The organism is Paenibacillus sp. A3 (assembly GCF_001399685.1).
Taxonomy (GTDB): domain Bacteria; phylum Bacillota; class Bacilli; order Paenibacillales; family NBRC-103111; genus Paenibacillus_G.
Genome location: NZ_JTHN01000078.1, coordinates 32,243 through 58,470 on the forward strand (window position 1 = coordinate 32,243; position 26,228 = coordinate 58,470).

Consider the following 26,228-nt stretch of genomic DNA (forward strand, 5'->3'; position numbering starts at 1 on the left):
TTGTTCCGTAAGCGCCAGCTACATCACGCCGGATCTCGACTTGTACTCCCCGGGCGTGACGCCGATGTATTTTTTGAACACCTTGGAGAAGTACGTCCGGTCCGAATAGCCGCAGCGCAGCGCGACGACCTCGATGGAATCCTTCGTCTTCTCCAGCAGGTCGGCGGCGATCTTCATCTTGTACCGGTGGACGTAGTCCGTGAAATTTTCGCCGGAAAGCTTCTTAAAGTACCGTGAAAAATAGCTCGGGTTCAAATACAAATGCGTCGCAATATCGATCGAGGTGATCGTCTCCGCCAAATGCTGCGCGATGTACTGATCGATCGTCTGCAGCTTCGGCTCCTTGCTCGCCTGCGGCTCCCCGAGCCGTCGGCCGTTCATGATCTGCCGCAGCTTCAGCCCCATCAGCCCGAGCGCATCGCCTAGCGTCAGCGTCTGCTGCAAGCAGGCGTACAGCGTCTCGCCGCTGAACGCCCGGTACTGGAGCTCGACGAGCCGCAGCCTGTCCGCGCACTGATGCACGAACGAAGCCGGTTCCGGCCGCAGCTCCAGCGCGGAACGACGAATGCCCGCCAGCGCCTTCTCCAGCAGCGCCTCGTCGTGATCCCGGACCGCCTGCGACAGTTCGGCGTACTCCTGCTCGAACCCTCCGGCTCCCGGATGATACGCGTGCGGCAATCCCGCCGCGGGCAGCACGGTCACCGGATGCTCGCTGTAGAAAGCGGAGTAGCGCTCCGCCGCCATGCGGCGATGGGCTGCGCCAATCTCCGTAACCGTCAGCTTGTCCGCACTCGAGCTGGCGAAGAACGTCGTGCCTACGCCGAGAAATTCTTTGCATTTGGCTTGAAGCTTCGCCACAAATGCCAGCAGATGCTCCTGCGCGTTCCATTTCAAGGAAGGCCGGTAATTGAGCAGCACGGCCAGTCCTTCGCCGTCGTTGAATGTCGTGATGCCTTCGAACTCGCCCGCCAGCTCGGCTGCAATATTCGCGACGCCGTAGCGGATGAGCGGCAGGTCCTTGTGCGCATAGCGCGAGAGCACGTCGTAATACGACACGTAGCCGAGCGCCAGCAGAAACGACGGCTGGTCCCAGACGAGGCCGAGCCGCGCGGCGGAATCGGTCAAATAAGCGGCATCTCCGCCACGCAACAACTGCTTGAAAAAAGAATCACGCAGCACATTGGCATGCCGGCTCCAATCCTCCCGGTACGTCAGCTGCTCCGTCTGCGCTTTCGCCGCGCGCAGAAGCCTCACGGATTTCTCCAAGCTTTGCGCCAGCTGCTCGGCCGTCAACTCGTCCTTGATCAGGTAATCGTCGACGCTCAGCTTAAGCGCCTTCTGCGCATAGTGGAAGTCTTCATGGCACGTCAGAAAAATAACCCGCACCTCCGGCCGCCGCCGCAGCATTTCCGAAGCCAGCTCCAGCCCGTCCATTTGTGGCAGGCCGATATCCGACACGACGAGGTCCGGCCGAAGCTCATCGAACAGCCGCAACGCCTTGACGCTGGAGTACGTATCCGCGACGATCTGCAAGCCGAGCGCGTTCCAATCGATCAGCTGCTTCAAATATTTCAGCATCGGCACATCGTCGTCGATGATCAGGACTTTGTACATGACTATCCTCTCCCGTTGTCCATAGTCGCTCGTCAGGCTCGCATATTCAAAATAACGGTTAAGCCCCCGGACGGATTCGCCCGAAGCTTCATCGTCGCATCCGGCCCGTACGTCAGCCGAAGCCGCTGCAGCACGTTGATCAGTCCGACCCGCCGGTACGTCTGCGGCTTGTCCGTCTCGGGCCCCTCCAGCATCCGGTTCAGCGCCTCCCGATCCTCGTCCGGCATCCCCTCGCCGTTGTCCGTCACCCGGATCTCGAGACGCGAGTCCAGCCGCTCAGCCTCGATGTCGATTTTTGCATCGTCCAGCTTCTCGGCAAACCCGTGCAGCAGCGCATTCTCGACGATCGGCTGCAGCAGCAGCTTCGGCACCTCGAATTCGGCCGCCTCGGGAGCCAACGTTACCTTCAGCTCGACGTGAAGCTCGCTGCGCAGCCGCATAATGTCCATATAATGCTCAAGCAGCTTGCATTCCGCGGCCAAGGAGGTCGGCTCGTTCACCTTCATGTACGCCCGCAGCAGGCTCATCAGCGAATCGATCTGGCGGCTGTGCCGCTGGTCGCCGCCCAGAATCAGGCTGCATTTGATCGAATTGAGCGTATTGATCAAAAAATGCGGCCGGATTTGCGCGAACAGCGCCTGCAGCTCGATCACGCGCTTCTGCTCCTGCTCCTGCTCGATGTTCGTAATGAGCTGCTCGATCTCGTCAAGCATCCGGTTCCACGTCTGTCCGAGCTGCGCAATCTCGTCCTTGCCCTTGCCCTGAAAACGGATCAGCCGGTTCCCTTGGCTGAACTGCTTGGCCATGAAGTCCAGCTTCTGAATTGGCCGGTGCAGCCGTTTGGCCAGCAGCAGCGACACGATAAAGAACAGCGCAAAAAACGGAACGACGAACAGCATGGCCATGTAAAAAATTTTATAAATTTGCCCGGTCACTTCTTGGTCGGACGTCTCGTAGATCATTTTCCAGCCGGTCTTGGACAGCGCCGCTTCGCTCCGCAGCGTTTGGTCGGACGCGCCCACGCCGCCGAACCGGACGGTAGCATCCCCAGCAATAAGCCGTCCTTCCTCGTCATAGAGCGCAAAGGTGCCGGAGGCCGCCTGCCGGAACAGCTTCTCGAAGTACGGGTTGGTAATGCCGATGTACAGCGTAGCCAAATAAGCATTGTCGGCCGGATCACGGATCACCCTGGCCGCGTAATAAACGGGCTCGCCCTTGCCTCCCTCGGTTTGGACACGGCTCAGCCACTGCAGCCGCTTCGGCGTATCGAGATCGACCTGGGACTGAAGCTGCTCCCAGTGCTGCCGGAACGGAGCCAACTGATCGGGCTCGCTGGACGGGATGATGAAGCCCTTGCCGTTGACCAGAAACATCCGGATGTCCGTATTGAGCGTCTTCGCCAGCACCAGACCAAAAAAGTCCTGAATGTGCTGCTGTCTCTGGTAATCCGCGAAGCTGGCGATTTGCCGGGTATCGGCGAAGCTGCGAAGCTGAGCCCTCGCGCTCGGGTCTTGTATGAAAAAATTCGACGCATACGTCAGATCGTCGATCGTCTTCGTAATATCCTTCGCCATCACGTCGACGACCGACTGGTTGGTCAGGCGAATTTTGTCCATCACCGCATCCCGCGTCATAGACAGCAAAAATACGGACACGATGACAATCGGCAGCAAAATGAGAATCAGAAACGAGAGCTGAATACGCCGGTAGTAGGAAAATTGAAACATGCTGTTCATGGTGTCGAAAGCTCCCCTCTCTTTCCTTTCCCCATTGTATCACCGGTCCTGCGTCGACCCAAGCATTTGCTTCGCCCGAACCAAATAAAGGAACTGATCTGTCGCTATCCAGTGCGGTTCCAATTAGCATAACGAATAGAGGAACACACGTTCTCTATTCGTGTCGAATTTGACTTTGAACCCCTCATTTTCCGCATATAACGCACCTAGGATGATTTATTTCTTGTTTACCGCCCGATCCATGGCGATTAACGCATCTGCGATGCTCTATTTTTACCACAAGACCTTCGACTGACCGGGCCTGAAAAAGCCGTGCTTTCCAACGCCCGGTTCGTCCCGGCGCAAAGAAAGGACGCCCTGCGGCGCCCCTTTCCTTGACTACTTTTTGCTGTTCTCTTTGATGACCTTGTTCGCCTGCTCGACCATTTGCTTCTGGGCGTCCTCGGCAGACTTGCCGTCCAGAATGAACGAGCTGAAGCCGTCTTCGAGCACTTTCTTCAGCTGCGGCGCATACGGCGCAACAACCTCGGACGGAGCCGGCGCGTGAATGCGTTTGTCGAACAGCGCTTTGTCAAGCGATTCGGTGTTGAAGAGATCTTTGCTTTTCGCGATCGCGCCTTCGATGATCTTCTTGTCGTCGGCTTTCTTCCAGCCGGACAATTCCTTCTTCGCATCCGACGTATTCGTCGTTACGAAACGGATGAATTGATACGCTTCGTCTTTGTACTTCGAACCGGCAGCAACGGAAATGAACTGTCCGCCGATGCTCGTTTGACCGAGCTCCGCATCCTTCGAGGAGCGCGGCACCGGCGCGAACGCCACTTTGAAGTTATGCGGGTATTTCTGCACGTCGGCCGAATCGGCAACCATCCAGCTGCCCGTAACGAGCATCGCCGCTTTTTCGTTGAAGAACTCCGTACGGTACGCCAGCTTCGCGCCTACCACATCGGCGAATGGTGTCGTGGACTTGTCTTCTTTCTCCATCGCGCGGCGGAGGTTGAAGAACGTCAGTGTCGACGGATCGTCGAATTGAGTCGTGCCATCTTCCTTCAGGAACGGATTCCGCTTTTCGTTGAACAGAATCGGGTTGGCGTAATCGCCCCAGTTATGGAAGTAAGCTCCATACCGTTTATTATTGCCTTCGCCTTTGGTCAGCTTCTTCGCGTATTCACGGAAGTCGTCCCAGGTCCAACCGAGCTCCGGCACCGGCAGCTTCGCTTCGTCGAGCGCCTTCTGGTTCAGCAGAACGATCCAGTTGCTGCGCTGGTACATCGCAGCGTAGTTTTTACCTTTGTACTTCGGATTGACGTAATACTCATCTTCCGGCTTCACGTTCTCTTTAGCGTACATATCATCCAAAGGAGCCAGCACGCCTTGCGCCGCGCGGGCCAGCGTCTCGTCGATGCTCGGGAACAGCACGAGGTCGATCTGCTCGCCGGAGGACATCGTCACGTCCAGCTTCTTGAGCGTCTCAACGGAGTTGCCCGGCACGAGCGGTACGGACTCGACTTTGATGTTCGGATATTTCGCTTGGAATTGGTCGATGAGCGCCTTGGTCGTCGCACCCATGACCTCGTTGTCCCAGTTGTAATATTTCAACGTAACGCTCTTCTGTCCGCCCTCGCCGGACGCTTCCTGCTTCTCCGCCCCTTGGCCGCAGCCGCTCAGTACGGAAACCGCAAGTACCGCCCCGCTCAACAGCAACGCGCTTGTTTTCTTCATGTGAACTCCCCCTCGGGTCATGATGATGTAGGTCTCTATAGCTTGCATTCTAAAGCTTTCACGCCCAAAACGATGTGTCTAATTTTTGCCTGTCCCGTGCAATATTTTGACCTTTATCCCTTTACCCCACCGAGTGAGATACCGTTAATGACCTGCTTCTGGAGTATGACGAAAATGATCAGCAGCGGCAGGATCGCAGAGAGCGAAGCCATCATGATCACCGCGTAGTTGTCGGCGAATTCATCCTTGAACATTTGCATCCCCAGCGGGATCGTGTACAGACCTTTGTTGATCAGGAAAATAAGCGGCGTCTGGTAATCGTTCCACGTCCAGATGAACTTGATAATGCCGACCGTCGCCAGAATGGGCTTACAGAGCGGCAGGATGATGCTCCAATACGTTTTAAAATAGCCTGCGCCGTCGATTCTCGCCGCTTCAATAAAATCGCTGTGTATCCCCATCATAAACTGCCGAAGCAAAAACGTGAAGTAGATGGAGAACATGCCCATCAGAACCATGCCTTCGTGCGTGTTGTACATATGCAGCCATTTCATCAGAAGATAGCGCGGCACGAGCGTCGCCTGCTCCGGAATGACCATGAACGTGAGCAGCACGCCGAAGGCAAGATCCCGGCCCTTGAAGCGCAGCTTCGTGAACGCAAACGCCGCCATCGACGAGAAGAAGATCGTGCACGCCGTCATGATCAGCGCCAGCTTGAGCGAATTCAAGTAAAAGAGATAGAACGGCACCTTGCCCAGCCACACCTCTTGGAAGTTGCCGATAAAGTTCCAATCCTTCGGAATCCAGCGGATCGGGAATTCCATGACGTCCTTCTCGAACTTCGAGGCGGCCGAGATCATCCAGATCAGCGGAACCAGGAACAACACGGAGAACGCTCCGAGAAGGATCGTCAGGAGCCATTTGGTGAGATCGAATTTTCGTACAGGCATACCCTTCTACTCCTCTCTAGTAATGTACTTTGCGCTTCTGGAGCTGCCAAGTGGCAAGTGTCGCCAGTCCGACAATCGCGAACAGGAGCCAGGAAATCGCGGAAGCGTAGCCCATCTTGAAGTTGCGGAAGCCTTCCTCGTAGATGCGGAAGACGATAACTGTCGAAGAGTCGTTCGGTCCCCCGCCGGTCATAAAGGCGACAAGGTCAAACACCTTGAACGACGACATCAGCAGCGTGATGAACAAGAAGGACGTCGTCGGCCCGAGCAGCGGCAGCGTGATCTTCGTAAACTTATGCCAAGGCGAGGCGCCGTCGATGCTGGCCGCTTCGTACATTTCTTCGGGAATGTTCGTCAAGCCCGCCAAGTAGATGACAATCTGGTAGCCGATGCCGGCCCAGATCGCAATAATAATGATCGAGAGCAGCGAGTAGTTCGAATCCGCCAGCCATTTGGGCGGGTCCGTGATGCCGAGGCTGATCAGAAACTGGTTGATCGGCCCTTTCGAAGGATGGTACAGCGCGCTCCATACCGCCCCAAGCGCGACGAGCGACGAAATATACGGGATGAAAAAAGCGACCTTAAAATAGCTTTTCCCGTAGACGCGCGAATGAATTAGCACGGCGAGAATCAAGGCGAGCAGCATGCCGACCGGCACCGTGAGCACCGTGTAAATCAAGTTATTTTTGAGTGCCATCAGCACTTTCTCGTCATCAAAGAGCTTCGCGAAGTTCTCGAGTCCGACGAATTTAATGGAAGAAATACCCCCGACCAGATTCCATTCGCTGAAGCTGAGATACAGCGAGAACAAGACCGGAAATACGTAAAGCAGCACAATCCCGACAAATTCGGGAGCCAGAAACAGCCAGCCGACCAGCGCTTCCTTCTTGGAATTGTTCCATTTGGATTTGGCCGCGTCGCCCGACGTCCGGTTCGAAAGCTTGTTTGTCTCCATCGTTATCACCCCTGTAAGTGAACAATACTATTGTTGCTTCTTACTATATAAGAGGCTCCTCTCCCCGCGCTGCGGACGATTCTGACCGAGTTGTGCAAAATTTTTACCATGCGGGACGGGATTGGAAGGAGCGGGGCGGGCATAGCAAAAAGGACAATCCGGGTTGAGTCTCAACCTGAATTGTCCTGCTTGGGAGCATTTCAAGGATGATGCCTTTTCTGAAAGTCTTTCACTTCTTCCAAGGTGATGACATTCGCTTCGATCAAAGGCGTCATATCCAAAATTTCTTTTGGACCCGCCTTTAATTTGTATTCTTCGCCAGTTAATTTAATCCAGCCTTCGTACCCGTTATGATAAGTCCAGCTGCCTTCTAAATCCGGAGAAGTTAAAGAGGTGCTATACTTCTCCTCAATTGCAAAATACAGGTCATGGTACTTTACTAAATGAGCTAGATTTACGTCTTTTTCCCAACTAGTTCCCAGAGCTTTTTCTCGTTCCTTTCTGACTTCTTCGGAAAGAGCCTTCGCTTCTTCCAAAGTGATAAGTTTCGCATCAATGAGAGGCCTGATGTCCACCCTCGTATGCCCGTCCGCTATCGTTCTTTGTAATTTATACTCTTTACCGTTGATCAGAATTGTCGTTTTATCCCCCGAAGCGCCTCCGTCGCCGACGCTGTAGTTCTTTTTCCCTAAGGCAGCATTCAAGTCCATAAGACGAATAGAATAGTCTACGAACTGGGTGTCGGCTTTCGCCGCTTTCTCAGCCTCCATACCGTTAATTTTGAAGTTAAACTTGGTAAAGACTGCCTTGATTTCCTTGCCGATATCTTCCGCTGCAAATGCCGTTGCCGCCGACCCAAGCATCATTCCCACAGTAAGTCCGATTGCGAGTTTTTTCATTTTCAAGTAGCTCCTCTCCAGTTTTGGAAACTTACTCCCATTTAGATGTACAAAAAGAAAAAATGTTTCCATTTTTTATACTTTTTTATCCGAAGCATCCGTCAATTTTCATTTTGCCAACGAGCCGGGATTCCGTGTAAGATAATCGTGAATACTATTATTAAAGGAGGGGTGACTGTGACGTTCGGAGCCCGCGTATTGAAAACGGGGATTGCGGTTACCCTGGCACTGTATATTAGCGTACTGGTCGGGTACACGCCCCCTGTCATCGCTGGAGTCGCTGCGATTTTTGCCATGCAGCCATCCATTTACCGGTCGTGGCGTTATTTTCTCGAACAGCTGCAAACGAATACACTCGGGGCCGTGTTGGCCTTGGTCGCCGGTATGATTTTCTCGAACGACCCGGTTGCGGTCGGCATTGTTTGTATCCTTGCCATTATGATCTGCCTGAAACTCAAAATGGAAGAAACCGTCGGCCTGACACTGGTGACCGTCATTGCTGTCATGGAAGCGTCCGGTCAGTGGGATTTCGCGCTCAACCGGTTTTTGCTGAGCTTAATCGGGATCGGTTCCGCTTTTTTGATCAACATTACGTTCTTCCCTCCCCGCCCCAGAGTACAATTCGTGAAGCAGATCGAATCGATTTTCTTCAAAATGTCTCTGCTGCTGCGCACGGTCATTTCGGACGAAATCAAGGAAAGCGTATTCCGCGACGAAAAGCAGGCGCTCGAAGGAGCACTCAAGTCGCTGACGGACAAGTACACCCTGTTCGAAGAAGAGCTGCATAAGCTCAAGCGCGCCAAATTTAGCGAAGCCCGTCATTTGGTCGTTTACAAGCAAATGCTGCACACGCTGCACAAAGGGATGGAAGTGCTGGAATCCGTCGAGGAGCATTATTTTCAAGCTACCCGCACTCCGGAGATCGATCGGGAATTCGACCGCCATCTGGAAAAGCTGATCAAGTTCCACGAGCACGTGCTCTTGAAATTCGAGAATAAGCTAAAAGCGGACATTTCCGAAGCCGCAGTTATCGAAGTGGAGAACGATCGTTTCCTGAAGAGTCTCATGAACCGGTACGCCGATGCCAACGACGGCGACCTGCGCCTCTCGATCGTAGCCGCGGCCATGTATGACTACGGCTACCAAACCGGCAGGCTGAACAAGCTGGTCGAGCAGTTCGACCGCGGCGCGGAGGACAAAGAAAATGAACTATTGGAGTCCGTGTCCGCGTGGATTAATAAGAAGTAGGCGAACGGCCCTTTTGCAGACGATACGCTGTAAGAGGGCTTTTGCATCAAATAACCGCGCGGGATGGATATCTATTCAACGCAATAGAAACTTTTATTCGACCTTCCTCAACAATCAGTTCTGATTGAAAAGCTTTGTATGAAATCCCTTTTATCGATACAAGATCAACTAGCTCTAATATAAACAGAAGCTGATCGATGTTCGGAACGCTAGATTCTATAATTGTGTCATCAGGCAGTAACCATAGAACATTCATGATTATTCTCTTCCTTCCATAGTTTTTACACATTTTGTGTAGATTGAAATTAAATATATCATACACCGAATGTGTTATCAACACTTTTAGTGTAAATCTTTATTACCATGATGCTTTATTGTTACAATGTTGATGAAATGTGAGGTGACGACCTATGTCCGTACTTGCCGAACGGTTGAGGCACTTGAGAGAAGATAAAGGCTGGTCTCAAACCTATGTAGCCGAACGATTAGGTATCAAACGCAGCAGCACTTACGCCAATTGGGAGTACGGGATACGTGATCCGGATACCGAAACATTGGTTAAGCTTGCACAAATCTTTGAAGTGACTACAGATTATTTAACCGGAGCATCGGACCATGTCCAGTTTCCGCCATTAGACGAGCTGGATCGGAAGCTATTTCAAGCGATTCGCAGCTTAAACAATGAAGATAAGGAATACGTGCTAGGATTCATACAACGAATTAAAAATAAGTAACGACATGAGTGACATAATAAAAAAACCAGGATGCGCTGTGATACACACATCCTAGTTTTTCACTTACCTATGCGCAGAACTTCCTCATCAAAACCCTTTTCCCCCGATCGGCCGGACCTTTACGCCACCGGCTTCCGCAATCAAATGACGGCAGCGCCCGATGAGCTCGCGCACTTTTTCGTTCTTCAGCGACGCGGCATGCGCCTCCTGGCTCTCCCACAGCTCCGTGATCCACAAGACGTCCGGATCTTCTTCTGCTTCATGCAGAATATAATAGATGCAGCCTTCCATTTCGTTTAATGTATCGGCTTCCAGCATCATTTTTGCAAGCTCTTCCCGTTTCCCCGGGTGGGCGGTCAACTTTCCGAACATAGCGTATTTACTCATGATTCATCTCCCTTTCTACTTGTGTGATCAGATAACATCGCTTCGTAATGCGCAAATATGCGGGCGCTAGCCTCCGTCATTTTCCGGACGAGCAGCTCCGACTCGATCTGCAATGCCGTACTGTACGGCATTAGAAAACAGGGCACGTAAGTCTGCAGTGTCGAACGTTCCAAACGGAATACGGCTTCTTCCGGCTGACGCTCCACAAGCGCATGGCCGAACAGCCAATGCCGGCACAGCTCGTTCAGCACCTGCTCCTTCCCTCGAATAAGCACGGTCTCAAACTCCGCGGGACCGGACGGATCGGGGAGTAAATTGCCGAGCAGATGATCCTTGGCGGAGAACCCCGCCGGACGCTCGAAGCGTCCCTCGGTCTCCCGCAGCCCGCGTATGCGGTCCACGCGAAAGCTCCGTATCTCTCCCCGGTAGCCGCAATGCCCGACCGCATACCAGCCTCCTTTCCAGAAGACAATGCCGTAAGAATTGAACAGCCGCGGAGGAGAAGCCTCCCCCTTGCCCCGGTCATATTCCATTTCCAGCGTCCGCCCCTGTCCGGCCGCCTCCTCCAGCACTTGCAGATAGGCCTGATCCCCGCCGTCGGCGGGCGGATAAATGACCGACAAGCCGCCGCTATGGCGCTCAAGCAGGTCCAGCTGCTTTTCGTTCGCGTAGCGCTTCAGCTTGTCCACCGCCCGGGCCAAAGCGTCCGAGTACGGGTACCCGGCCTCCTTGGCGAAGATCGTGGCATGGATCAGTCCCTTCTGCTCCTCGGCATCGAAGACGAGCGGGGAATCGGCGAAACGGCTCAAAATGCTGTAGCCGCCGTTTGGACCGGATTCCGCGACGATCGGCACTCCGCTGGCGCACAGAGAATCGATGCAGCGGTAGACCGTCCGCACGTGAATCTCCAGCTCTTCTGCCAACTGCTTGGCGGTCATCCGCTTGCCCGAGCGAAGCATCCAGAGGATCGATAACATGTTATCCGCTTTCGTCATGGTCCAAACCAACCTTCTTTCCCGCAATCGTCTGGAATCGATTCTTTTGTACGCCGGTCAGTCCAAAGGGGCCTTTCCCTTATCCACCCATGTCTCGTAAGTCGGGCCGTAGATTTCAGGGGGACGCAATCCGGCTTGCCTCATCAGCACCGTCATCTGGCCCCGGTGGTGGGCCTGGTGCATGAGAAAATACCGCAAAGCAGCGCTAATCGGCCACTTCCCTCCCCCAATCGTGCACGACTCGCGAAGCCTGTCATCAGTCCATTGCGTCTTTGCGGCTTCGAGTAAAGCACCGCTGATACGCCTGTACTCCTCAGCGATGACTTCCGCCGATTCCGGAGCTTTCACGCCTTCGCTCACTCCCTTGAAATCAAGACCCAACGCGGTCATAAAATCAATCGACGTGACCAGATGCCAAGCCAGCGCTCCCAACGTTCGGCGATCGGCGTCAATCCTCCGTTGTAACGACTCGTCGGTCAGTCCGTTCAAAACCTGAACGGTCAATTCCGCCTCCTTCTCCCATTCCGCCGCAAAATTCGCTATCGTCGTAAACATGCCCATTCCTCCCGGGATCTTTTTTCTCCTCATCATGAGTATAATTTCAGATCCCTGACAGAAACGGTCAGTCATTCCGATGAGTCATTCTTTCTTTTCCAGACGGCAGTTTTCCCGTTAAGCCTGCATCGCTTTCGCCAGCGCAGCCAGTTTGTTCATCGTATTCCAGTTGCGCGTTGTCGCCGTATCGCCCAGCTTTTGCAGATGCTTCGCCAGCTTGGAATCCAGTATGCTTTGACGGAACAAGAAGTAAATCTCGTGTCCGTGGATGTGGTATTCATCGTTATCTCGTTCGCTGGTGGACAATAGGTCGACAAGGCAGCGTCTCCGGGCTCTCTTCCGATTCGAACAGGACATTGCCGCTTTGAATATATGTTTGGACCCGATGCAGGCCCATCGTTTCCAGCGTACGCTTCAATTCGGCCATCTTGATCTTATTATATCCGCTCACATTAATTCCCCGCAGCAGCGCGATATAAATAGTCATTCTGCCACCTCTTCTTCGGAAGTATAAATACAAGGCTGGGACATGCTCTGCTGTGAATTTGCTAATTCTTAGTATACCTTTGCTGTTCCCTTTTGAATATGTCTTTCATGCGTCGGAGCGATATGGTGTCCATGACAGACCGCAGCAAGTACGGTGTTGTTTTTTCGCCACGAGCCAAATTTTGGTATACTATTCTTCAGGAGTCATTTTAACGGAACAACGCGAGGTGAATCATGAAAGACCCGGTTATCGTCTTAACTTACAACGATTCGTGGCCCGATGGATTCAAAATCATCGGAGAGCGCATAAGACAATCCTTGGGAGACGCCGCCATACGAATTGACCATGTCGGGTCCACTTCCGTGAAGGGGATCGATGCGAAGCCCATTATCGACATTCAAATTTCAGTAAAGCAGCTTGCATCTCTGGAGACTTATAAGCCGCAGCTGGAAAGCATCGGCTTCATTCATCGAGAGGATAACCCTGACAAATCCAAAGCCTATTTCAGAGAAAGTCCGGGAACAAAAAGAACCCACATCCATGTCAGAGAACACGGCAGTTGGTCCGAGCAGCTGACTCTTTTATTTAGAGACTACTTGCGTTCCCATCCGGAAGCTTGTACGGCCTACGTCAAGGAGAAGCATCGTCTCATGGAGCTATACCGGAATGAGCGGGAGAGCTACGTGGACGGGAAGACCCCTGTGATTTGGAGCATTTTGCAGCAAGCGCATTCCTGGTCTCAAGAAACGGGATGGAGGCCCGGAAATAGCGATTGGTAAGCTAGGTAAGCCACGAAATGGAGGAGAAAAACATGAACTACCAATTGGAAAGAGTTGCCAGTGAATCGGACGAATACGGGTTCGTTCGGAATCAGCTGATAGCTTACAACCTCAAGAACGTGGACGCTTCCTACGATTTCATAAACTTCATTGTAAAAAACGAAAACCAAGAGATCATCGGCGGACTGCTTAGCCGTCGGTTCGGTGAAGGTATTTTTGTTGAAATGCTGTGGGTAGATGAAGGCTCTCGTAAATTGGGACTGGGATCGCGCTTGCTTCAAGAGATCGAACAGGCCGGAAGACTGCAAGACGTAAAACTCATTTATTTGGACACCTTCAGCTTCCAGGCTCCGGATTTCTATAAAAAGCACGGCTTCGAGGTGTTCGGGACTCTGGAGGATTTTCCGATTCAGGGGTGCACGAAATACTTTTTGAAGAAGACTCTGTAGCAGGTAACGGAAAATGGTGAAATTCGACCTGATATCGGACATCCACTTGGACTTTTGGGTGGAGCATTCGGGCAATTTGACGAAAATGAACCGGCAGTTGGATGCTTTTATTCAGCTGCTTTTGCCTGCCTCTCCCTCAAGCACTCTAGTCATCGCCGGTGATCTCGGACATTTCAATAAACAGAATGCAATGATGCTTACGAGGCTCAAGGAGCATTACACTCATATCGTCATCGCAGCAGGCAACCACGACTACTATTTAGTGTCCAAATCCATCAAAAATAAATACAAAAAGAACTCGTTCCACCGATGGGCCGAAATGAAGCGGCTCCTTGACCCGCTGCCGGACGTGCATATCTTGGACGGAAGCTCGACCGAAATCGATGGGATTCGGTTCGGCGGCTGCGGCATGTGGTACGACTTTCAGTACGGTCTCCAAGTATTAAAGGCTGACGAGGACCAGATCTACGACCATTGGAAAACCATTTCGAACGATTCCGCGTTAATCGAAGGTAGACCGAGATTGGTGAACTGGATGTTTCAAGAAGAGAATCGGAAGCTTCGCCAAGTTCTCCCGGACAGCGATGTTATCGTAACCCATGTATCGCCTGACTGGACGCATGTCCCTGCCGACCGGGCGGAACAACTGGCGACGAGCTTTTATTATTTTGACGGCTCGGAGTATTTAAGGCACATTCACAATAAGATATGGTGCTTCGGGCATGTACACAGCCGAATGGATTACACCAGCCATGGTTGCCGGTTTATTAATGCTTCGCTCGGCTATCCGGACGAGAATAACGGGGTACCGCAACCTATCGTGACTGTTCAACACTAGCCGTAACGAAAGGATCGTGTTGCCAATGCATAAAACCCACCCCATTTTGCAGGTGGTTTTGGTTATCGTGTGCTGCCTGTCCTTCATCTACGGAGCCAAACTAATCGCCGATGCCATTCAAGCTGCCTTCGTGCCCAAGGATTCGAGCAAGCCACGAGCACTGTCCAACGCAATGCTTCTAACGGATGAAGAAGCGGCAAGCTATGTAGGTCTGCCTGAAGCCAGCTTCAAAGAGCTGGTAAACAAATCGGAAGCGATCCGAGAGAAGCTGTCGGCTTACGATACCAATCAATATATTTCGTTCTTTCAAATTAACGGCCGGCGCTATTACAGCAAAAGCACGTTGGACAAATGGATCGACTACCATATGCTCCATTCAAGAGGAAAAGATCCGTTTAGCAGTTGACGTACTGCTGCACCCGGATCAGCCCACCGGCGCATAGGATGAGTAACTTTTATTCAGAAAGGATCTGGCACTGTGAAAAAATACGTCGAAGGCTGGTTCGTCACCACAATCGCCTATCTTCTATGCCTGTTTGTCACCGTTCAAGCCTACATGCTGATGACCGGCCTTCCCGTCGACCGTCAGCGACATATTTCAGGCGCGATTATTGGATTCAGCGTACTCATCCTCCCCTATATCACAGCAGGGCTGTATGCAAGAAAGCAGTTTGCACGGCCCCGTCAAGGAGCTTTCTGGATCAGTATCGCACCCGTGGTGGGAGAGCGGGTTTTGTTGTTTCTTATCGGCGCGACTTTTGTAGCCTCAGGCGGGGATGGCGGCGGCGACGGAATCGTGAATTGGACAAGCGTGCTGCAGTTTGTTGAGGCGGAGGCGCTTCCGTATTATACGAACACGTACATCGCATCCGGAGTAGTCAGTATCGCCGTTTGCGTAGCAGCAGCTTCCATTCGTAAATCCGAAAAAGAACAACTATAAAAGGAGCGATATCCTATGGCTTCCAAGACCGCATCGTTCTCCAAATCGATCCAATCTTATTTAACCTCTACCGAGATGCCATGGGGACAGTTATTTTATGCGACAGCCTGGCATCAAATCGACCGTTTTCTCGAAGGAGCCGGACAATCGATTCTGGACATCGGCTGCGGCTTCGGCATCACCAGCTCGGAGTACGCCAGGAGAGGAAATCGAGTGACAGGAATCGACCCTACGCCGGAAATGATCGAAATCGCGAAGCAATCCGCGTCGAACAATCGCATGAGCATCGATTACAGGGTGTCCACACTTCAAGAGGAGCTTGCTTTGCCGGGACGGTATGACTGGCTATTTTGCCATAACGTCCTGGAATATGTGGAAGAGCCCGGAGACTTGCTCAAGCGAATCGGCTCCAAGCAGAACGAACGCGGCTATTTATCGCTCATTGCTCATAACCCTGTGGGGAAAGTGATGAAGAAAGCGGTCATCCTTAAAGATCCCGAGGAAGCCTTGCACGGCCTCGAAACCGATCAGGACTACAGCAGCGTCATTCAAACGGACATCACCACGTATCCCTATGAACGGCTGCAGCAATGGCTTCAGGAAGCGGGTTACGAAGTTCTTGACCGGTGCGGCATCCACAACATCTACGGATACATTGCCGATAATGAAATCAAGCAGCAGGAAGAGTGGCACCGCCGGGCCGTGAAACTGGAACTCGAATTAGGACGTCTTAGTCCTTATCGAGATATTGCGGTATTCACCCACCTCATCGCCCGAAAAAATAACACTACAACTAGCAAAGGATGATACACAGTGAAATCAGCCCAAGAACTTGAAGTTATCAATCTGTCGCAAGTAAGCGGCAGCGTCGAAGAGCAGTACCGCAACGTTGTCGTCAGTACCGTCAATGAAAGCTGTCTTCGGCTGGCCGTGTTCACCGGCGAATATCAATGGCATTATCACCCGACCTCCGACGAGCTGTTTATCGTGCTGGAAGGCGAGCTGCTCATCGATTTCCAAGACCGCGACACCGTATCGTTGAAAGCCAACGATTCCATCACCATTCCTGCCGGAGTCGTTCACCGGACCAGATCGAACGTGCGGACGGTTAATCTGTGCTTCGAGCATACGGATGCCGATACGGTGTTTATTTAGTCTCTTAAAACGATTCTCGATATTACATCCGCCATTCAGGTGATCAAGATACGGGACGCCGTATCCAAGTCTTTAGAAGCAAAAAATTTATTTCAATAAACTTTTTTAGTAAATCGTTTTAAAAATTCATGAGATTAGACGATATAGTAAAATAAGGATTGCTTTTACAATAAAATCACGGAGGAGGATCCTATTCATGCGCGTTTCCTTAGACTTACGGCCTTCGTTTGTCGGCGCACATGGTAATCACACGTTCGCTCGGCGATCCAATGCGAACGAACAGCAGGAGCACAAGCAACAGCAGCAGGACAGGGTTACCATCCGCAAGCCTTTCCTTAACGGTCCCGGTCAAAAAACGGCGGCCTCAGCACTGGAGCGGTTAATGGAACAAAAGCAAGGGCTGATGGAACGACGAGACAATTATTTAAGCGAGGCTTTGAAAAAAGGCACGAGTGCGGAATCGATGAAAGCGGAGCTCGAAAACATCGACAAGCAAATCCGGGAGCTGGAAGAGCAGATGAGAAAAATCCAGCTCGAAGAGCAGCGGAAGGCAGCGGGATTAGACGAAGAGAGCAAGAAAAAGGGCGAGAAGTCGAACGCCTCCAGTCCTGGCGGCGGCTACCCGAATGAGCGGTCCCAAGAGGACTCTGTTTTATCTTCAAACACAATGCAAGCGGTTGTGTCGGCGAGCCAGGAGAAGCAGAACTTCGGCCGCATCAAGATGGCGCAAAATACGCTGCGAACGGAGGCCAAAGGCTGGGAGCACAGCGACCCTGTACGCTCAAGCGAATTGAAGGAAAAAGCCGAGAACTTAAATGGCAAGCTTATGGAACTGTCCGGTAATATCGCAAGCGACATCGCTAAAGCGGTCCGGGAGGAGGACAAGATCGCTTCCGCCAAGCCCGCCAAACAAACGAAAGAAGATGAAAGCTTGGATAAACCGCAGCAATCCGGGAGGAGACAGCTAACGGCGCAAGAAATCGAGACGTACTCGGAGAAGCGTAAAGGAAATAAATCACCCGCCGGAACAATCGTGAACTTGACGCTGTAAGCTCAATCGTACAAGAGCGGGATTCCGACACAAAAAACTTTCAAAATAAAGCACATTTCTAGATAGGAAGGGGCGGCATACAGCGGCTGGCCTCGTCCTTCAAGAAAGGTGCTTTTTTGCATTCGCCTTGGGTCGAAACCAAAAACAGCGAAACCATGAAAACCCCTCGTCGTAAGCATATAAAAATAGATGAGGAGTGGTACACCATGTGGAAACCTGCCGATACCCGATTTTACGCCAAACGATTGCCTGTTGCGATCGCTGCGATCGACGACGGCGGCGAGGCCAATTTTATTCGTACGACCCTGGAACAATTCAATACGGTTACGCTGTTTCATGCCATCGGCACGCCGGGGGATTTTCTGCAAGTGATCGGACAAGGAGAAGAAAACGCTCCGCCTTACCTTATTATTAGCGCTCATGGGGACAAGGGCGGGATTATTTTCGGCGAATATATCGAAGAAATCGACGTTTCGAGCTTGCACGATGAGGTTATGCTTCCGGAGACGATAGGCCAAGCGATTGATCTGCCGGGAGCGGTTGTCATCAATACGGCCTGCTCTGCGGGTGTCGAAGAAGCGGGCAAAGCTTTTATGCAAGGAAACCTTAAAGCGTATATCGCCGCCGATATCGATGTTTCGGGAGAAGCGGCCGCGCTGTTCATCATGCACTTTTTCCATCGGTTGATCAAGACGGAATCGCTGGAAGAAGCATGGCAGCACGCAGCCGCTTACGATGAGGAAAGCCGCTCCTACCGGTTGTACGTACAGGACGGCTTCTATCAGCTGACGCCGGAGGGACAATGCAGTAAGACGGCATATTGAGCTTGGTCTTTCGACCAGATATTATGGAAGTAGTCTGAACCGGTCTGAGGAGGAAAACGAATGCTGCGGTTATTTCGCTACAATTGGATGGTACGGGACGAATGGTTTGAAACCTTCGAGGCAATAAGCGAGGAAGAGCTGCTGCGCGAACGCACCGGCGGAGTCGGCTCCATCCTGAAAACGCTGTTTCATATCGTCGATGTGGAGTGCAGCTGGATTCGGGCCATCAAGGGCGAGCCGGACCCGGAGCCTGCTTTCAACGACAACGCCAGTTTGGACAAAATACGGCAGCTGTCCGCACAGTATCGGATCGAAGTCGAGGACTTTCTTGTACATTGGACAAATGAATCGGATGGAGAACCTATTACACCTTCCGGGATGGAAGAAACGTTTACCCAAGGCGAAATCTTAAGACATGTGATCGCCCACGAAATTCATCATGTCGGACAATTGTCCGTCTGGGCCAAGGATTTGGGCTTGCGGGCGGTTTCGGCAAACTTCATCCGCAGAGGCTTATAGATAGGCAACCGCCGGCGCCTCCCGGCTCCCTTGGGGCTGGCGGTTGCCTGGACTGGGACAAAGCCCCCTATCTCCTCTCGACACGCACGCGCAGGCCGACCTCGAACATCCGGCTCCACGGCATGTGGCAGTCGTCAATCACGACGCGGTGCCCTTCGTCGTCGATCTGCTCCCGGGCAAACCGCTGCAGCTCCTGCTTCACAAGGTCCGCCACCGCCCCCCGCTCCCCGTCGACCGAGAAGTACGTATGCCCCATGGACGGCAAGCACGACCGGGTGACCTGCTGACGGACGGATGCGCAGTAGCCCGCGTCCTCTACGAACCGCAAGGCCAGAAAATCGCGATGGCCCGGCGTATCGCCGTACAAGTAATAGAGGAGCCCCTGCGCGAGGCACGTGCCAAGCGTATTGCCGTTGGTGTTCCAACCGGCGTAGGCGGCCAAGCGGAACAGCAGACCCTTCTGCCGCAGCAGCGCCAGCAGCTCCAGATCGGAGCCGTTGGCATAGGCGACGTCGGCGACCAGACACGGCTTCTTCCAGCGGTGAACGACCTCGTGCGCCACTTCGGTCAATTCGACGAGGTTCCGCAGCACGGTATATCCGCGGTTCGGATTCGGCAGGGCCTGCTCACCGGCTTCGATCATCTGCTCTCCCGGCGTATTCACGCACAGAACCAGATCTGCTTCGCTGACGGAGGAAGCCATCAGCGCGCCTGCGGCCACGATGTGGCATTTTAGCGTCTCGTACAGCATCCGGTCTTCGTACAGCGGCGTCACGAACGGACCCTGCACACTCGAAAAATGCGGGTAAATGAGCGGCCGGACGCCCATAAACCCGTTGATCATGCGGGCCAGCAGCGTGCAGCCGACCTCATCGGCTCCCGGGTACATATGCACCTGGAGCTGCAGACTCAGGCTCCGGATATGCTCGCGCACGCGCTGCTGGTCTACGGCCGTCAGCCCGAAGGGCGCCGAGTCGTCCTGCGGCACGATCATGAAATCGACGATCCGCTCCTTCACCAGTTCGACCGCCCACCGGTTGACCTGCAGATTGACGTCCCGCCGTGCCGTGTAATCCTGCCAGACATCGGCAGGGACAGCCGCATCCAGCTGTTTCAGCTCCGCAAGCTCCTTCTCGTCCGCCAGCCCAAGCTCCGCCCGGTGCCGAAGAACCCCCCGCCGGAAAATGTCCTTCCCCCACGACTCGTAATAGTCCGGTTCCTCGTCGCTGCTCGAATAGCTCGGACAACGCATGATCAGATTGAAGGCATACAGCCGCAGCTTCGGATTGATTTGCTTCAGCTTGCGCAGCCTATCCAGCCGCTCCCGGCACTGCTCCGGGGACAGCCGATGCAGTCTCGACGGCACGATGCCTCCGTACACCAGCGTATCCAGCGAAACGATCGCGCCGTCGGCTTCGGCCGCCTGCTCGAACAGCCAGGCCCATAGCCGTTCCACGTCCGCAGGCGATTTTTTGCGCCCCATCGCCTCCGGCTCCGGCCTCACGAGCCGAAAATCCGTACCGGCGGCCAGATCGGCCGGAAAATCGAAGTTGCACGGACGTTCATCTAGCGGAACATACAGTATGGTTCGCATGGTTTCTCCCTCCCCCGGCCGCTTCAACTCTAGCCGCTCTCCCGAATGGCGTGCACGAACCGTTCGGTAATGTGCTGCGGACGCGTAATCGCCCCGCCGATGACGACGAACTGCGCACCTGCGTCCAGCGCTCGCTTGACGTCCTCCGGCTTGCCGTATCTTCCTTCCGCAACAACCGGGACTTGCACGGCTGCGGCCAAGCGGGCCACCAGCGCGATGTCCGGCTCGGCCGATTGCGTGCTGTACGGCGTGTAGCCCGACAACGTGGTCGATATCCAGTCAACGCCGAGCTTCGCGGCGTATCGCCCTTCCTCCTCGGTCGAAATATCCGCCATAATCAGGATGTCCCGCCGCTTCAGCTCCTTCACTGTATCCGCCAGCGTCCGTCCGTCAGGCCGCGGCCGGTTCGTGCCGTCCAGCGCAATAATATCCGCGCCGGCGGCATGAACGGCGAGCGCATCCTCCAGCGTCGGCGTAATATACACGTCGCTGCCTTCGCAGCTTCGTTTGTTCAAGCCGATCACCGGTACAGCGACGGCTTGCTTCACGGCAAAAATATCCGCGAGCCCGTTCGCGCGAATGCCGACCGCCCCGCCAAGCACCGCCGCTTTGGCCATCTCGGCCATATGATGGGGGCCGAACAGCGGCTCCCCCTCATACGCTTGGCAGGAGACGACCAGGCCTCTCTCCGCAATTCTTTGTCTCATCATATGATCTCCCAACCGCAAATAGGATGCTAAAACCGGATTTCCTCGCCCGACTGGGCCGATTCGTAGATGCCGCACAGCATTTTCATCATTTCTACGCCGTCCTGAACCGGGCTGATCGTCTGCTCCCGGCCTTGGCAGCAATTGATAAAATGATCGATCTCGTTCTGGAAGCCGCGTTCGAAATCGAACGACAAGTGATCGATCTGCGGCGTGACGTTCAAGATCGTGTCGTGCCGCTCCGTGACAATCGTCAGCTCCGGCTCGACCTCGACCCCGCCCTTATCACCATACAATTTGACAGCGAACTCGTCCTTCTTGGTCTGAAGCGTAAAACTGACATCCACGAGCAAGGAAGCGCCGTTCTCGAAACGGATCAGCGCGTTCGCCAGATCCTCCACCGTATTGTGCTCATTGTAATCGGCCGCCTTATAGTAATCCAAATGTTGAATATGGCTCCGGTTGCCCAGCTTCCGGTACGCATTGCCGCTGATCGATTTGACCTTCGGCTTGCCCATTAGATACCAGCACAGATCAATGATATGAACGCCGAGGTCGATGAGCGGACCGCCGCCCGAGCGCTCGATGTCGGAGAACCAGCCGCCCGGATTGCCGAGACGGCGCAAGCAGGTCGCTTTGGCGTAATAGATTTCGCCCAGTTCGCCCGCATCAATGAACTTCTTCAGCACGCGCACGTTGGTGCCATACCGGCGCACATAGCCGATCTGCAGCGTCTTGCCGCTCCGGCCGACTGCCGCCTCCACCTGAAGCGCTTCCTCTACCGTCTTGCACAGCGGCTTCTCGCACAGCACATGCTTGCCCGCCTCCAAGGCGGCGATGCTGATGGCGGCGTGGCTGTTGTTCCACGTGCACACGCTCACCGCGTCGATGTCCGGATCGGCAAGCAGCTGCATGTAATCCGTAAATACTTTTCCCGCGCCGTAGGCTTCCGCCTTAGTTTTCGCCCGCTCCCCGTTCAAATCGCAGATCGCCGCAAGCTCCGCCTCCGGGTTGCCCGCATAAGCCTTCAAATGCATTTCCGAGATACTTCCCGCTCCGATAACGCCGATTCTCACTTTACTCATGACGAATCCTCCCGATCCGAGTATATACTCAGGTTTACAGTTCCTTCCACATGGCGCGGACGTAATCCATGCCGATCTTGGCTCCCTGCTTACAATCTTCCATGCCTTCAAATTCGATGGATACGTACCCGTCGTAGCCCGACGCCTTGATGATGCGCAGCACCTCCGGCATATCGATGTCGCCTTGACCGGCAATCGCCCCGCGCAAATAGCTGCCGCCCGCCGACCGGAACCATCCCTCGCCGGGATTCCGGTACGAAGGCCGGACGTAAAAATCCTTCACGTGCACCATCGAGGCGATGGGAATATTTTTGCTGACAGCCGGAACGGACAGCTCGTCGACGCACAGGAAGTTGCCTACGTCCAGCGTCGTCCGGAAATTATCCCGGTCCACCCGGTCCACCAACCGCTGCACCCGGTCGCTGTGCTGGATGTAATACCCGTGATTTTCCACGCTGGTGACGATGCCGTACGAAGCGGCATGGTCGGCTACCTGACGGCAAGCCTCCGCCACCCGCCCCAGATCCGCTTCGAACCGGGAGATCGTCGTTTCCGGCAGCGGCCGGGACGCCGCATCGTGCCGCATGAGCCGGATGCCCATGCGATGCGCAAGCTCGACGTGCTTTTTGACCCGCTCGATTTCTGCCAAGTACGCCTCGTCCGACTCCGTCACAAAGTTCGCGCCGATCGCGTAATTGGACAGCTCGATTCCGCACTGCGCCGCTTTTTCCCGGATCCGGTCCGCCAGCTCCGGCTGCTCCAGCAGGTCGTACTCCAGCGGCACGATTTCCGCGTGCTCGCCCCCGTTCTCCGCAATCCATTCGATAATGTCCAGGATGGTCCAGCCTTCGCGCTGCACCGCCTGATACAAGCTGTAGGAGCTGATGCCCAGCTTCATTGTCAATTCCTCCCCGGATGCTGCTTTTGGTTATTTCATCCCCGTGATGGAGATGCCCTCGATAAATTTTTTCTGCACGAAAAAGTACATAATAATGATCGGAACAGTGAACAAGGTCGAAGCCGCCATCAGCTGCCCCCAAGCTACTTGATTCTCGCGGATGAACTGCTTCAGCCCGATCGACAGCGTCCACTTCTCCGGATCGTTCAAATAAATGAGCGGGCCTTGAAAATCGCCCCACGCCGCCAGAAACGTGAACAGCCCCACGGTTAAAATCGCCGGCTTCGCCAACGGAAGAATAATTTGCGCATAAATGCGAAACTCCGAAGCGCCGTCAATCTTCGCCGACTCCGTCAGCTCGTGCGGGATGCCCATAAAAAACTGCCGCACCATAAAAATGTAGTACGCCATGCCGGTGCCAAACCACGAGGAAAGCACGATCGGCCAGTACGAATTGATCAGATCCAGCTTGTTGAACAGCACGTAAAGCGGAATCATCGTCACTTGAAAAGGAAGCATCAGCGTGCTCATCATCACAAGGAACAGCGCATTTCTGCCCTTAAACTGAATCCGAGCGAACCCGTAAGCGACTAGCGGCGCGATGACGACAACGCCGAGCACGCAAAGGGCGGAAATCAGCACCGTATTCATTGTGTATTGGAAAAACGGAATGGCCTTCATCGCATTGACGTAGTTGCTCCACTGGACCGTCTCGGGCCACCACCGGACCGGCACGACGAAGATTTCCTCATCGGTTTTGAGCGACGTAATGACCAGCCAGACGAACGGCAGCAGAAACAGCAGGCCGACGAGCACGAGCGGCAGATGCGTCACCCAGCTTGGGCGCGCCCCGAGAGCTCGCTTTCGCTTATTCCGGCTAACGGATAGGGAAGACGTTGCGGCAGTTGCCTTGGACATTAGCGCTCACCTCCGTAATAAACCCAGCGGGCCGATGTTTTGAAGACCAGAAAGGTCAGCAGGAAGACGATAACGAACAGCACCCAGGCCATCGCCGACGCGTAGCCCATCCGCAGGAACGAGAACGCCGTCTGGTACAAGTACACCGCGTAGAACAAAAGCGAATTTTCCGGTCCGCCGATCGCCTGCCCGTTGCCGTCCGCGAACACGTAGCCTTGCGTGAACATTTGCAGCGCCCCGATGACGCCCATGATGACCTGAAACAGCGTCATCGGCGAGATCGCCGGCAGCGTAATGTGGCGGAACTTCTGCCAGGCGTTGGCTCCGTCGATCTCCGCCGCTTCGTAATACATGCGCGGCACATCCTGCAGGGCGGCCAAATACATAATGCTCGCCGTCCCCGTTCCCCAGAAGCCCATCAGGATCAGCGCGGGCTTCGTCCATTGCGGCTCCAGCAGCCAGACGGGCTGCGGCAGTCCCAGCATGCCGAGCAGCTCGTTGATCAGCCCGTACTGCGCGTTCAGCAGCCACATCCACAGCAGCGTCGCGGCAACCGTCGGCACGAGCGTAGGCAGAAAATATATTGTACGGTAGAGCGATTTTCCCTTAACGTCTTTGTTGAGCAGCATGGCAATGCCGAGCGCGAAAGCCAGATGCGGGAACAGCCCGAACACCGCCATAAAAAGCGTATTGTACAGCGATTGCCATACCTTACCGTCTACGACCAGCTCCGCGTAATTCGCGGCGCCCGCCCACTGCGGGGCTTCGAACAGGTTGTACTCCGTCAGGCTGTAATAGAACGAAGATATGATCGGCAGCAGCTGAAACAGCAAAAATCCGATCAGCCACGGACTGATAAAGCACAACCCGACGAGGAGACGCTGGCGCTCTCTGCGCTTGATTCCGATTCGATTGACTGCATCCATCTCCGGTCCTCCTCTTCTTCGATGTTCGGGGCGCGCGAACGGCGCGATAACCGCATGCGCGCGCCACGACGTTCTTATTTCTTGTTCGCTTTATCCGCTTTCGGTTGAATTTTGGCCACGACGTTGTCCATCGCCTGCTGCGGCGTGATCTGGCCCTTGAGCGCTTTTTCCGTCTCTTCGTTCAGCGCCTGCAAATATTCGTTGATATAGACGCTGTTCGGAAAGCCGTTCAGGTTCGAGCTCTTCGCGCTCTCGAAAAATTCCGTCAGCGACTTCGTCGCTTCGTTCTTGGTCAGCTTCGGATTGTCCAGCGCGCTCAGGAGCACCGGAATCGTCTTCGCTTTGGTCGCGTACTCGATCTGCACATCCTCCGACAAGAAATACTGCATCACTTTCCAGGCCGCTTCCTTGTTCTTCGCTTTCGCCGGGATGAACATCGCAATCGGGCTGACCATGCCCGCGTTCTTCAGCTCGGGCCGGTCTTTCGGATAAGGGAACGGCGCAACGCCGATCGCTCCGCCTTCGCCGCGCTTGTCGTTGTACATGTTCTCCCAGCCGATCATCATGCCGAGCTTGCCGGTGATGAGCGGGTCCTGCGGCGTGTCGGCCTTGCCCATGCCGGATTTGAACTTGGAGATGCCCTCGCTGCCGAACTCTTTGTAATACGAAGTCTGGTAAGCGATCGCATCGACGTTCGCCTTCTGGGCGGCCGTCAGCTTGCCCTTGCCGTCATCCCAGGAGCCGCCAAAGATGATCGGCCAGAAGACGTTGTCGATCCACGGATAGTCGGGGATGAAGCCGACCTGCTCATAGCCGTTTTTGCTATCCTTCTTGGTCAATTTCTTCGAGACCTCGAACATCTCTTCAAGCGTTTCCGGCGGCTTGGCAATGCCCGCGTCCTGAAACATCTTCTTGTTGTAGTACAGCCGGCTTGCCATGCTCATCGAGATCGGGAAGCCGTATACCTTGCCGTCCACCTTCATGCGTTCCAAGGCGGCGGGAATGATTTTCTTCGTATCGAAGTTCGCCTGCTTGACGAAATCGTCAAGGCTCAGTACCGCGCCCGCTTCGGACCACGGGCCGATGTTGTTCCAGAACGTGAACATCAGATCGGGCGCGCTGCCGCCTGAGATCGCCGTGAGCTGCTTTTGCGGGTCCTGGTTGCTCAGCGCTTTGACCGTAATTTCGTTCTGGCTGGCGTTGAAAGCCGACACCATCTGCTCGAGGACAGCCGCTTTATCGCCGGTGTAATGGTTCCAAAGC

General features: G+C 54.2%; 28 protein-coding genes and 1 pseudogene. 12 read left to right on the top strand and 17 right to left on the bottom strand.

The features are described from left to right. Positions 1-18: 18 nt before the first annotated feature. The 6 genes from QJ48_RS11510 to QJ48_RS11535 form a co-directional block, all read right to left on the bottom strand. Positions 19-1,614, bottom strand: coding sequence for a response regulator (locus QJ48_RS11510; protein ID WP_054973742.1), 1,596 nt, complete (start codon positions 1,612-1,614; stop codon positions 19-21). 32 nt (positions 1,615-1,646) lie between these two features. Next, positions 1,647-3,350 carry a sensor histidine kinase gene (locus tag QJ48_RS11515; protein ID WP_054973743.1) on the bottom strand — a complete coding sequence of 568 codons (1,704 nt, stop codon included), beginning with the start codon at positions 3,348-3,350 and terminating at the stop codon, positions 1,647-1,649. A gap of 378 nt (positions 3,351-3,728) precedes the next feature. Then, on the bottom strand, positions 3,729-5,072 hold the full coding sequence (locus tag QJ48_RS11520; protein ID WP_054973744.1) for an ABC transporter substrate-binding protein: 1,344 nt from the start codon (positions 5,070-5,072) through the stop codon (positions 3,729-3,731). Positions 5,073-5,185: 113 nt separating this feature from the next. Further along, complete coding sequence (locus QJ48_RS11525; RefSeq protein ID WP_054973745.1) at positions 5,186-6,022, bottom strand: carbohydrate ABC transporter permease; 837 nt, start codon at positions 6,020-6,022, stop codon at positions 5,186-5,188. A gap of 16 nt (positions 6,023-6,038) precedes the next feature. Further along, complete coding sequence (locus QJ48_RS11530; RefSeq protein WP_157261600.1) at positions 6,039-6,977, bottom strand: carbohydrate ABC transporter permease; 939 nt, start codon at positions 6,975-6,977, stop codon at positions 6,039-6,041. Between the two features lie 200 nt (positions 6,978-7,177). Next, positions 7,178-7,876: a hypothetical protein gene (locus QJ48_RS11535; protein WP_054973746.1), complete on the bottom strand. Its 699-nt coding sequence runs from the start codon at positions 7,874-7,876 to the stop codon at positions 7,178-7,180. A gap of 177 nt (positions 7,877-8,053) precedes the next feature. On the opposite strand from QJ48_RS11535, the gene QJ48_RS11540 reads away from it, so the two are divergent. Both QJ48_RS11540 and QJ48_RS35315 read left to right on the top strand, forming a co-directional pair. Continuing rightward, complete coding sequence (locus QJ48_RS11540; RefSeq protein ID WP_054973747.1) at positions 8,054-9,124, top strand: aromatic acid exporter family protein; 1,071 nt, start codon at positions 8,054-8,056, stop codon at positions 9,122-9,124. Between the two features lie 410 nt (positions 9,125-9,534). Continuing rightward, positions 9,535-9,858, top strand: coding sequence for a helix-turn-helix domain-containing protein (locus QJ48_RS35315; protein ID WP_063858068.1), 324 nt, complete (start codon positions 9,535-9,537; stop codon positions 9,856-9,858). Positions 9,859-9,945: 87 nt separating this feature from the next. Here QJ48_RS35315 and QJ48_RS11555 read toward each other — a convergent pair whose 3' ends face one another. The 4 genes and pseudogenes from QJ48_RS11555 to QJ48_RS35320 form a co-directional block, all read right to left on the bottom strand. Further along, complete coding sequence (locus QJ48_RS11555) at positions 9,946-10,245, bottom strand: putative quinol monooxygenase (protein WP_054973749.1); 300 nt, start codon at positions 10,243-10,245, stop codon at positions 9,946-9,948. Beyond that, a complete protein-coding gene (locus tag QJ48_RS11560) occupies positions 10,242-11,240 on the bottom strand; it encodes a YafY family protein (RefSeq protein ID WP_054973750.1) in 999 nt (332 codons plus the stop codon). Before QJ48_RS11560 ends, QJ48_RS11555 begins: the two co-directional genes overlap by 4 nt. Before the next feature lie 57 nt (positions 11,241-11,297). Continuing rightward, positions 11,298-11,795, bottom strand: a complete 498-nt coding sequence (locus QJ48_RS11565; protein WP_054973751.1) for a DinB family protein — start codon at positions 11,793-11,795, stop codon at positions 11,298-11,300. 117 nt (positions 11,796-11,912) lie between these two features. Further along, positions 11,913-12,282, bottom strand: a pseudogene (locus QJ48_RS35320) (DUF1697 domain-containing protein). Between the two features lie 233 nt (positions 12,283-12,515). Here QJ48_RS35320 and QJ48_RS11575 point away from each other — a divergent pair. The 10 genes from QJ48_RS11575 (at position 12,516) to QJ48_RS11620 (ending at position 18,837) form a co-directional block, all read left to right on the top strand. Then, positions 12,516-13,061 (top strand): GrpB family protein, encoded by a 546-nt coding sequence (locus tag QJ48_RS11575; protein WP_054973753.1) that lies wholly within the window; start codon positions 12,516-12,518, stop codon positions 13,059-13,061. A gap of 32 nt (positions 13,062-13,093) precedes the next feature. After that, entirely contained in the window at positions 13,094-13,510 is a 417-nt protein-coding gene (locus QJ48_RS11580; protein WP_054973754.1) for a GNAT family N-acetyltransferase, read from the top strand. Positions 13,511-13,523: 13 nt separating this feature from the next. Then, the gene (locus tag QJ48_RS11585) at positions 13,524-14,348 is read left to right on the top strand and encodes a metallophosphoesterase (protein WP_054973755.1); all 825 of its coding nucleotides are present in this window, start codon (positions 13,524-13,526) and stop codon (positions 14,346-14,348) included. A gap of 25 nt (positions 14,349-14,373) precedes the next feature. Beyond that, a complete protein-coding gene (locus QJ48_RS11590; protein WP_054973756.1) occupies positions 14,374-14,754 on the top strand; it encodes a helix-turn-helix domain-containing protein in 381 nt (126 codons plus the stop codon). Between the two features lie 72 nt (positions 14,755-14,826). Further along, complete coding sequence (locus QJ48_RS11595) at positions 14,827-15,288, top strand: hypothetical protein (RefSeq protein WP_054973757.1); 462 nt, start codon at positions 14,827-14,829, stop codon at positions 15,286-15,288. Between the two features lie 15 nt (positions 15,289-15,303). Beyond that, positions 15,304-16,095, top strand: a complete 792-nt coding sequence (locus tag QJ48_RS11600; RefSeq protein ID WP_054973758.1) for a methyltransferase domain-containing protein — start codon at positions 15,304-15,306, stop codon at positions 16,093-16,095. Positions 16,096-16,101: 6 nt separating this feature from the next. Then, positions 16,102-16,443 (top strand): cupin domain-containing protein, encoded by a 342-nt coding sequence (locus tag QJ48_RS11605; RefSeq protein ID WP_054973759.1) that lies wholly within the window; start codon positions 16,102-16,104, stop codon positions 16,441-16,443. Positions 16,444-16,639: 196 nt separating this feature from the next. After that, positions 16,640-17,494: a hypothetical protein gene (locus QJ48_RS11610; protein WP_054973760.1), complete on the top strand. Its 855-nt coding sequence runs from the start codon at positions 16,640-16,642 to the stop codon at positions 17,492-17,494. A gap of 206 nt (positions 17,495-17,700) precedes the next feature. After that, positions 17,701-18,318, top strand: a complete 618-nt coding sequence (locus QJ48_RS11615; RefSeq protein WP_054973761.1) for a hypothetical protein — start codon at positions 17,701-17,703, stop codon at positions 18,316-18,318. Between the two features lie 60 nt (positions 18,319-18,378). After that, entirely contained in the window at positions 18,379-18,837 is a 459-nt protein-coding gene (locus QJ48_RS11620) for a DinB family protein (RefSeq protein ID WP_054973762.1), read from the top strand. Between the two features lie 67 nt (positions 18,838-18,904). Here QJ48_RS11620 and QJ48_RS11625 read toward each other — a convergent pair whose 3' ends face one another. The 7 genes from QJ48_RS11625 to QJ48_RS11655 all read right to left on the bottom strand — a co-directional run. Next, entirely contained in the window at positions 18,905-20,431 is a 1,527-nt protein-coding gene (locus tag QJ48_RS11625) for a DUF4127 family protein (RefSeq protein WP_054973763.1), read from the bottom strand. Between the two features lie 29 nt (positions 20,432-20,460). After that, a complete protein-coding gene (locus tag QJ48_RS11630; RefSeq protein ID WP_054973764.1) occupies positions 20,461-21,138 on the bottom strand; it encodes an N-acetylmannosamine-6-phosphate 2-epimerase in 678 nt (225 codons plus the stop codon). A gap of 29 nt (positions 21,139-21,167) precedes the next feature. Then, positions 21,168-22,223 (bottom strand): Gfo/Idh/MocA family protein, encoded by a 1,056-nt coding sequence (locus QJ48_RS11635; RefSeq protein WP_054973765.1) that lies wholly within the window; start codon positions 22,221-22,223, stop codon positions 21,168-21,170. A 34-nt stretch (positions 22,224-22,257) separates the two neighbouring features. After that, positions 22,258-23,121: a sugar phosphate isomerase/epimerase gene (locus QJ48_RS11640; RefSeq protein ID WP_054973766.1), complete on the bottom strand. Its 864-nt coding sequence runs from the start codon at positions 23,119-23,121 to the stop codon at positions 22,258-22,260. Positions 23,122-23,151: 30 nt separating this feature from the next. Next, positions 23,152-24,039: a carbohydrate ABC transporter permease gene (locus QJ48_RS11645; RefSeq protein WP_054973767.1), complete on the bottom strand. Its 888-nt coding sequence runs from the start codon at positions 24,037-24,039 to the stop codon at positions 23,152-23,154. Next, positions 24,039-24,965 (bottom strand): carbohydrate ABC transporter permease, encoded by a 927-nt coding sequence (locus tag QJ48_RS11650; protein WP_054973768.1) that lies wholly within the window; start codon positions 24,963-24,965, stop codon positions 24,039-24,041. Before QJ48_RS11650 ends, QJ48_RS11645 begins: the two co-directional genes overlap by 1 nt. 74 nt (positions 24,966-25,039) lie before the next feature. Then, on the bottom strand, positions 25,040-26,228 hold a 1,189-nt coding region (locus QJ48_RS11655), incomplete at its 5' end, for an ABC transporter substrate-binding protein (RefSeq protein WP_054973769.1).

Coding starts and splice junctions, on each gene's coding strand:
- QJ48_RS11510 (WP_054973742.1), bottom strand. CDS start 1,614: ATGTACAAAGTCCTGATCATCGACGACGATGTGCCGATGCTGAAATAT.
- QJ48_RS11515 (WP_054973743.1), bottom strand. CDS start 3,350: ATGAACAGCATGTTTCAATTTTCCTACTACCGGCGTATTCAGCTCTCG.
- QJ48_RS11520 (WP_054973744.1), bottom strand. CDS start 5,072: ATGAAGAAAACAAGCGCGTTGCTGTTGAGCGGGGCGGTACTTGCGGTT.
- QJ48_RS11525 (WP_054973745.1), bottom strand. CDS start 6,022: ATGCCTGTACGAAAATTCGATCTCACCAAATGGCTCCTGACGATCCTT.
- QJ48_RS11530 (WP_157261600.1), bottom strand. CDS start 6,977: ATGGAGACAAACAAGCTTTCGAACCGGACGTCGGGCGACGCGGCCAAA.
- QJ48_RS11535 (WP_054973746.1), bottom strand. CDS start 7,876: ATGAAAAAACTCGCAATCGGACTTACTGTGGGAATGATGCTTGGGTCG.
- QJ48_RS35315 (WP_063858068.1), top strand. CDS start 9,535: ATGTCCGTACTTGCCGAACGGTTGAGGCACTTGAGAGAAGATAAAGGC.
- QJ48_RS11555 (WP_054973749.1), bottom strand. CDS start 10,245: ATGAGTAAATACGCTATGTTCGGAAAGTTGACCGCCCACCCGGGGAAA.
- QJ48_RS11560 (WP_054973750.1), bottom strand. CDS start 11,240: ATGACGAAAGCGGATAACATGTTATCGATCCTCTGGATGCTTCGCTCG.
- QJ48_RS11565 (WP_054973751.1), bottom strand. CDS start 11,795: ATGTTTACGACGATAGCGAATTTTGCGGCGGAATGGGAGAAGGAGGCG.
- QJ48_RS11575 (WP_054973753.1), top strand. CDS start 12,516: ATGAAAGACCCGGTTATCGTCTTAACTTACAACGATTCGTGGCCCGAT.
- QJ48_RS11580 (WP_054973754.1), top strand. CDS start 13,094: ATGAACTACCAATTGGAAAGAGTTGCCAGTGAATCGGACGAATACGGG.
- QJ48_RS11585 (WP_054973755.1), top strand. CDS start 13,524: ATGGTGAAATTCGACCTGATATCGGACATCCACTTGGACTTTTGGGTG.
- QJ48_RS11590 (WP_054973756.1), top strand. CDS start 14,374: ATGCATAAAACCCACCCCATTTTGCAGGTGGTTTTGGTTATCGTGTGC.
- QJ48_RS11600 (WP_054973758.1), top strand. CDS start 15,304: ATGGCTTCCAAGACCGCATCGTTCTCCAAATCGATCCAATCTTATTTA.
- QJ48_RS11610 (WP_054973760.1), top strand. CDS start 16,640: ATGCGCGTTTCCTTAGACTTACGGCCTTCGTTTGTCGGCGCACATGGT.
- QJ48_RS11615 (WP_054973761.1), top strand. CDS start 17,701: ATGTGGAAACCTGCCGATACCCGATTTTACGCCAAACGATTGCCTGTT.
- QJ48_RS11620 (WP_054973762.1), top strand. CDS start 18,379: ATGCTGCGGTTATTTCGCTACAATTGGATGGTACGGGACGAATGGTTT.
- QJ48_RS11625 (WP_054973763.1), bottom strand. CDS start 20,431: ATGCGAACCATACTGTATGTTCCGCTAGATGAACGTCCGTGCAACTTC.
- QJ48_RS11630 (WP_054973764.1), bottom strand. CDS start 21,138: ATGAGACAAAGAATTGCGGAGAGAGGCCTGGTCGTCTCCTGCCAAGCG.
- QJ48_RS11635 (WP_054973765.1), bottom strand. CDS start 22,223: ATGAGTAAAGTGAGAATCGGCGTTATCGGAGCGGGAAGTATCTCGGAA.
- QJ48_RS11640 (WP_054973766.1), bottom strand. CDS start 23,121: ATGAAGCTGGGCATCAGCTCCTACAGCTTGTATCAGGCGGTGCAGCGC.
- QJ48_RS11645 (WP_054973767.1), bottom strand. CDS start 24,039: ATGTCCAAGGCAACTGCCGCAACGTCTTCCCTATCCGTTAGCCGGAAT.
- QJ48_RS11650 (WP_054973768.1), bottom strand. CDS start 24,965: ATGGATGCAGTCAATCGAATCGGAATCAAGCGCAGAGAGCGCCAGCGT.